Annotated in this window: 7 protein-coding genes and 1 pseudogene; 4 read left to right on the top strand and 4 right to left on the bottom strand. The window is 73.0% G+C overall.

What is annotated here, in order from left to right; genetic code table 11:
• Window positions 1-45 precede the first annotated feature (45 nt).
• Complete coding sequence (gene murA / locus KBX39_RS19245) at window positions 46-1,401, bottom strand: UDP-N-acetylglucosamine 1-carboxyvinyltransferase (RefSeq protein WP_030500128.1); 1,356 nt, start codon at window positions 1,399-1,401, stop codon at window positions 46-48.
• Window positions 1,402-1,615: 214 nt separating this feature from the next.
• Window positions 1,616-2,791: a quinolinate synthase NadA gene (gene nadA, locus KBX39_RS19240; RefSeq protein WP_210871830.1), complete on the bottom strand. Its 1,176-nt coding sequence runs from the start codon at window positions 2,789-2,791 to the stop codon at window positions 1,616-1,618.
• Window positions 2,792-2,834: 43 nt separating this feature from the next.
• Between nadA and KBX39_RS19235 the strand changes: the two genes are divergently transcribed.
• From KBX39_RS19235 to KBX39_RS19220, 4 genes are all read left to right on the top strand, one after another.
• Window positions 2,835-3,995, top strand: a complete 1,161-nt coding sequence (locus KBX39_RS19235; protein ID WP_210871828.1) for a glycerate kinase — start codon at window positions 2,835-2,837, stop codon at window positions 3,993-3,995.
• Between the two features lie 137 nt (window positions 3,996-4,132).
• Window positions 4,133-4,501: an iron-sulfur cluster insertion protein ErpA gene (gene erpA / locus KBX39_RS19230; protein WP_043329360.1), complete on the top strand. Its 369-nt coding sequence runs from the start codon at window positions 4,133-4,135 to the stop codon at window positions 4,499-4,501.
• 178 nt (window positions 4,502-4,679) lie between these two features.
• Entirely contained in the window at window positions 4,680-5,654 is a 975-nt protein-coding gene (locus KBX39_RS19225; RefSeq protein WP_069088993.1) for a carbohydrate kinase family protein, read from the top strand.
• Window positions 5,651-6,202: an ATP-binding protein gene (locus KBX39_RS19220; RefSeq protein ID WP_043329365.1), complete on the top strand. Its 552-nt coding sequence runs from the start codon at window positions 5,651-5,653 to the stop codon at window positions 6,200-6,202. Before KBX39_RS19225 ends, KBX39_RS19220 begins: the two co-directional genes overlap by 4 nt.
• Before the next feature lie 59 nt (window positions 6,203-6,261).
• Here the strand turns inward: KBX39_RS19220 and KBX39_RS19215 are convergent, their stop codons facing one another.
• Both KBX39_RS19215 and KBX39_RS19210 read right to left on the bottom strand, forming a co-directional pair.
• Window positions 6,262-6,480: a sulfurtransferase TusA family protein gene (locus KBX39_RS19215; RefSeq protein ID WP_043329366.1), complete on the bottom strand. Its 219-nt coding sequence runs from the start codon at window positions 6,478-6,480 to the stop codon at window positions 6,262-6,264.
• Window positions 6,477-6,618: pseudogene (locus KBX39_RS19210) on the bottom strand (aminotransferase); the annotation flags it as partial. The pseudogene KBX39_RS19210 and the gene KBX39_RS19215, both read right to left, overlap by 4 nt.

Here is a 6,618-nt window from a genome sequence, read left to right as displayed (position 1 = left end):
CATCACGGGTGCACCGGGCGCGGCCGGTCGAGTGAACGGGACGCCTCAGGGACGCTCGACGTGCGCGCCGAGGTCGGCCAGCTTGGCCTCGAAGTCCTCGTAGCCGCGGTTGATCAGGTCCACGCCGTACACCCGGGAGGTGCCCTCGGCGGCGAGCGCCGCGATGAGGTGGCTGAACCCGGCCCGCAGGTCCGGGATGACCAGGTCGGCGGCGTGCAGCTTGCTCGGCCCGGCGATCACCGCGGAGTGCTTGAAGTTGCGCCGGCCGAAGCGGCACGGGGTGCCGCCGAGGCAGTCCCGGTAGACCTGGATGTTGGCGCCCATCGTGTTCAGCGCCTCGGTGTAGCCGAGCCGCTGCTCGTAGACCGTCTCGTGGACGATCGACAGGCCGCGGGCCTGGGTGAGCGCGACCACCAGCGGCTGCTGCCAGTCGGTCATGAAACCCGGGTGTACGTCGGTCTCCAGCGCCACCGCGTTCAGCTCGCCGCCCGGGTGCCAGAAGCGGATGCCGCCCTCCTGGCCGGGGCTGCCGCCGCGCGGCGGGCGCAGGTCGGTGACCTCGTACTCGCCGCCGACCGAGCGGAAGATGTTCAGGAAGGTCATCATGTCGGCCTGCTGGGCGCCCAGCACCTCGACGTGACCGCGGGTCGCCAGCGCCGCCGCCGCCCAGCTGGCCGCCTCGATCCGGTCCGGGATCGGCCGGTGGGTGTAGCCGTGCAGCTTCTTGACGCCCTGGATCTCGATCACCCGGTCGGTGTGCACCTTGATGATCGCGCCCATCTTCTGCAGCACGCAGATGAGGTCGATGATCTCCGGCTCGACCGCCGCGTTGCGCAGCTCGGTGACGCCCTCGGCCATCACCGCGGTGAGCAGCACCTGCTCGGTGGCGCCCACGCTCGGGTACGGCAGCGCGAACTTCGTGCCGTGCAGCCCGTTGGGCGCGGACAGGTGCAGGCCCTCCGGCGTCTTGTCGACGGTGGCGCCGAACTCGCGCAGCGCCTGGAGGTGGAAGTCGATCGGGCGCGGGCCGATGTGGCAGCCGCCCAGGTCGGGGATGAAGGCGTGGCCGAGCCGGTGCAGCAGCGGGCCGCAGAACAGGATCGGGATCCGGCTGGAACCGGCGTGCACGTTGATCTGGTCGGTGCTGGCGCTCTCGACGTTCGAGGGGTCGAAGACCAGCTCGCCCTCCTCGTCGCCGTCGCTGACCTTGACGCCGTGCAGGCCGAGCAGACCGCGGACCACCTCGACGTCACGGATACGCGGCACGTCGAACAGCCGGCTGGGTGTGTCGCCGAGCAGGGCGGCGACCATCGCCTTGGACACCAGGTTCTTCGCGCCGCGGACGCGGATCCGCCCTTCCAGCGGAGTGCCTCCGTGTACGACCAGGACGTCGTCGGTCAACGCAACCTCCAGCGCGTTGGGTGCTGCCGTGTCTAGTGATGGGTGCACGAAGTTCATCGCTACCCGGAACGCGGTCATGGGAAAACGGGCCGCGTGTGTCGTCGCCCCGGCAGCATAGCCCTCCGTGACGAAAATGGAATCGGTCACATCACCAGCGAGGGCACGAACCGGGGTGTCCGGTGCGTTTACGTGCCAGTGGGGTGACCGAGGGTGATCACGCTCCCGGAAGCGCGAGCATCTGGTCCAGCGCCGACCGGGCGTGTCGGGCGGTCTCCGGATCGACGGTGATCTGGTTCACCACGCGGCCGGCGACCAGCTCCTCCAGCGCCCACACCAGGTGCGGCAGGTCGATCCGGTTCATCGTCGAGCAGTAGCAGACCGCCCGGTCGAGGAACATGATCTGCTTGTCCGGGTGGGCCAGCGCGAGCCGGCGTACCAGGTTCAGCTCCGTGCCCACCGCCCACGCCGAGCCGGCCGGGGCCGCCTCGATCGTCCTGATGATGAACTCGGTCGAGCCGACCAGGTCGGCGGCGTTCACCACCTCGTGCCGGCACTCCGGGTGCACCAGCACGTTCACGCCCGGCACCCGCTCGCGTACGTCGTTGACGCTGTCGAGCGTGAACCGGCCGTGCACCGAGCAGTGGCCGCGCCACAGGATCATCTTCGCGTCCCGCAGCTGCTCGGCGGTCAGCCCGCCGCCCGGCTTGTGCGGGTCGTAGAGCACGCAGTCGTCGAGCGATAAGCCCATCTCCAGCACCGCGGTGTTGCGGCCCAGGTGCTGGTCGGGCAGGAACAGCACCTTGCGGCCCTGCTCGAACGCCCAGTCCAGCGCGCGCTTGGCGTTCGACGAGGTGCAGACCACGCCGCCGTTGCGGCCGACGAAGCCCTTGATGTCGGCCGAGGAGTTCATGTACGTCACCGGGACGGTCTCCGCCGCGATGCCCAGGTCGGTGAGCGTGTCCCAGGCGGCCTCGACCTGCGACAGCACCGCCATGTCGGCCATCGAGCAGCCGGCCGCCAGGTCGGGCAGGATCACCTTCTGCGCGTCCGAGGTGAGGATGTCCGCGCTCTCGGCCATGAAGTGCACGCCGCAGAAGACGATGTACTCCGCATCAGGGCGCGCCGCCGCCTCCCGGGCCAGCTTGAACGAGTCGCCCGTCACGTCGGCGAACTGGATCACCTCGTCGCGCTGGTAGTGGTGCCCCAGCACGAACACCTTCGTGCCGAGCGCGGCCTTCGCGGCGGCGGCGCGGGCCACCAGGTCGGGGTCGCTCGGCGCGGGAAGATCACCCGGACACTCCACGCCACGTTCGGTGGCGGGGTCGCTGCCGCGGCCGAGGAGCAGCAGCGCCGTGGCGGTGTTGGACGGCTCAACCCAGGTCGAAGTCACGCCCCCATGGTCCCACAGCGCGACCACCGCGCAGCCGTCCCCGATGTGGCCTGCCACACTGCTGCGCATGCGCGTGCTGCTCTGCCCGGACAAGTTCGCCGGCACGTTGTCCGCCCCCGAGGTGGCCGCCGCGGTGGCCGAGGGCTGGCGGGACGTCGCCCCCGGCGACGAACTGCTGGTCCGGCCGCTGGCCGACGGCGGACCGGGGTTCGTCGAGGTGCTCGCCGACGCGCTCGGCGGACGTCGGCTGCCGGTGCCCACGGTCGACCCGCTGGGCCGCCCGGCCACCGGTGAGATCCTGCTCACCGACGACGGCACGGCGTACCTGGAGAGCGCCCAGGCGTGCGGCCTGCACCTGCTCTCCGACGCCGAACGGGACCCGAAGGCCACCACCTCGTACGGGCTGGGGCTGCTGGTCACCGCCGCGGTCGAGGCGGGCGCGCGCACCGTGGTGGTGGGGCTGGGCGGCTCGGCCACCAACGACGGCGGCGCCGGGATGCTCGTACCGCTGGGTGTCACGCCGCTCGACGACGCCGGCCGGGCGCTGCCGTACGGCGGCGCGGCGCTCACCGCGGTGGCCGCGCTCGACGGCGAGCCGCGGCTGCGCGGCGCGACGCTCGTCGCCGCCACCGACGTGGACAACCCGCTGCTCGGGCTGCACGGCGCGAGCAGCGTCTTCGGCCCGCAGAAGGGCGCCGACCGGGCCGACGTGCTGCTGCTCGACGCCGCGCTGACCCGCTGGGCGGACGTGCTTACCGAGCGGCTGCCGGGCTGCCCGCCCGGGCTGGGCGCGCTGCCCGGCGGCGGCGCCGCGGGCGGCCTCGGCGCGGCCGTGCTGGCGCTGGGCGGCCGGTGCGAATCGGGCATCGGGCTGGTCACCCGCGCGGTGACGCGGGACGCCGCGCTCGACGCCGCCGCCCTGGTGATCACCGGCGAGGGCTCGTTCGACCACCAGTCGCTGCGCGGCAAGGTGGTCGCCGGCGTGGCCGGCGCCGCCCGGGACCGGGGCGTGCCCTGCGTGGTGCTGGCGGGACGGGTGAGCACCGGGCGGCGGGAGGCCGCGGCGGCCGGCGTGACCGACGCGTACAGCCTGGTCGACCACTTCGGCGGCGAGGAGCGCGGGGGAGTGGACGCGGCGATGACCCGCCCGGCCGAGGGGCTGCGCGCGCTCGGCGCGCGGCTGGCCGGGCAGTGGAGCCGCTGACCGGTTCCGCTGGTCACGCCGCCGGGTGGTGACGCCGACGGCGGCGTACGATCGAAACGGACCACACCGGGAATCACTGGCGGACGTGCGGCGTTGGCCAGGACGTCCGGACCTATACCGCGCAGGGAGACTTCCACGTGACCACGCCAGCGCAGACCGAGTCGACCGAGGCCAAGGCCCCCAGCACCGTCGTCCTCACCGACGTCGCGGCGCAGAAGGTCAAGGCCCTGATCGAGCAGGAGGGCCGCGACGACCTGCGGCTCCGGGTCGCCGTGCAGCCGGGTGGCTGCTCCGGCCTGCGGTACCAGCTGTTCTTCGACGAGCGCTCGCTCGACGGTGACATCGTCACCGACTTCGACGGCGTCGAGGTCGTCGTCGACCGGATGAGCGCCCCCTACCTGACCGGCGCGACCATCGACTTCGCCGACCGGATCGACGCCCAGGGCTTCACCATCGACAACCCCAACGCGGGCAACTCCTGCGCCTGCGGCGACTCCTTCAGCTGAGTCGACGCACCGACCGCAAGCGGCGGGCCGTCCCGGTGGGGCGGCCCGCCGCTTCGTCGTACCCCCTGGGGGTGACGTCCGGATGTGCGCTGATCGACCGGTTGGTGACCGACCGCCGTCCGTCCGGTCCGGGGGCCGGTAGGCTGACCGCGCCGTGCTCCCGACCCCGAGGGTTGACATGAAGATCGCCGTGACCGGCTCGATCGCGACCGACCACCTGATGAGCTTCCCCGGCCGCTTCGCCGACCAGCTCATCGCCGACCAGCTCGACAAGGTCTCGCTCTCCTTCCTCGTCGACGAGCTGGTCCTGCGGCGCGGCGGCACCGCCGCCAACATCGCGTTCGGCATGGCCCAGCTCGGGCTGCGCCCGGTGCTGCTCGGCGCGGTCGGCGCCGACTTCGCCGACTACCGCTCCTGGCTGGAGCGCCACGGCGTCGACTGCGACTCGGTGCACGTCAGCGAGGTGGCGCACACCGCCCGCTTCGTCTGCACCACCGACACCGACATGTGCCAGATCGCCTCCTTCTACGCCGGGGCGATGAGCGAGGCCCGCAACATCGAGCTGCACCCGGTCGCGCAGCGCCTCGGCGGCCTCGACCTGGTGCTGGTCAGCGCCAACGACCCGGCCGCGATGATCCGCCACTCCGGCGAGTGCCGGGACAGGGGCTACGCCTTCGTCGCCGACCCGTCCCAGCAGCTCGCCCGGATGGACGGCGCGGACGTGCTCGGCCTGGTCGAGGGCGCCGACTACCTGATGACCAACGAGTACGAGAAGTCGCTGCTGCAGAGCAAGGCCGGGCTGACCGACGAGCAGCTGCTCGACCGGGTCAAGGTGCGGGTCACCACGCTGGGCAAGCAGGGCGTGGAGATCGCCGGCCGGGACGTCGGCACGATCCGGGTGCCGATCGCGCGGGAGATCCAGGCGGTCGACCCGACCGGCGTCGGCGACGGCTTCCGGGCCGGTTTCTTCGCCGCGCTCGACTGGGGCGTCGGCCTGGAGCGGGCGGCCCAGGTCGGCTGCCTGCTGGCCACGCTGGTGCTGGAGAACTTCGGCGGCCAGGAGTACGAGGTCCGCCGCGACCTGTTCGTGAAGCGACTCGCCGAGTCGTACGGTGACGCGGCCGCCGAGGACGTCCGGCCGCACCTGCTGTGACCGGCGCGGCCGTCCCGTCGGGCGGGGTGGACCCGGAGGCGGTCCGCCCCGGCTCCGGCGGCCCGGTTCTGGTCGCCTTCGCCGGGCTGCCCGGCGTGGGCAAGACCACCCTGGCCGCCCGGGTCGGCGTCGCGCTGCGCGCCCCGGTCCTGCCGGTCGATCCGGTCGAGCGGGCCCTGCACCGCTACGGCCTCACCGGCGACGTGCCGGGCATGGCCGCGTACGGCGCGGTCGCCGGGCTGGCCGAGGTGCAGCTCGGCCTGGGGCTCAGCGTGGTGGTCGACGCGGTGAACCCGGTCGCCAGCGCCCGGGGCCTCTGGCACGACGTGGCCGAGCGGGCCGGCGTGCCGCTTCGGGTGATCGAGGTGCACTGCGGCGACGAGGAGGAGCACCGGCGCCGGGTCGAGGCCCGCCCGCCCGAGGACGGCACCTGGGAGCTGACGCTGCGCCGCCGCGCCGAGTACGAGCCGCTGATCGGCCCCCGCCTGGTGGTCGACACCGCCGTGGCGGCCGACCCGCTGCCCGGCATCCTCGCGTACCTGAGCTGAGCGTCGGGCGTTAAGAAGGGTCCCTTCCTCTACCCGAGGCGTTAACAAGGGGCCCTTCCTTACACCCGGACGTCGTAGGCGGGCCCGTCGTGCGCGGCGAGGAACTCGTGGCCGCGCATCCGGCACCACGCCGGGATGTCCACCGCCGCCGCCGGGTCGTCGGCCAGCACCCGCACCACGGCGCCGGCCGGCAGCCCGGGCACCAGCCGGGCGAGATTGATCACCGGCAGGGGGCAGCGCTGCCCCCGGCAGTCCAGCACCTGATCCGGCTCGCTCACAGGTCGGTCACCCCCGCCTGCGCCCGCAGGTCCGCCACGATTCCGGGCAGCTCGGCCAGGAACCGCTCCACGTCCGCCTCGGTGGTCTCCCGGTGCAGCGACACCCGCACGTTGCCGTGCGACAGCACCCCCATCGCC

It is taken from the genome of Micromonospora sp. D75 (genome assembly GCF_018070405.1).
Taxonomy (GTDB): domain Bacteria; phylum Actinomycetota; class Actinomycetes; order Mycobacteriales; family Micromonosporaceae; genus Micromonospora; species Micromonospora chalcea.
This window is presented reverse-complemented; position numbering and strand designations above follow the sequence as displayed.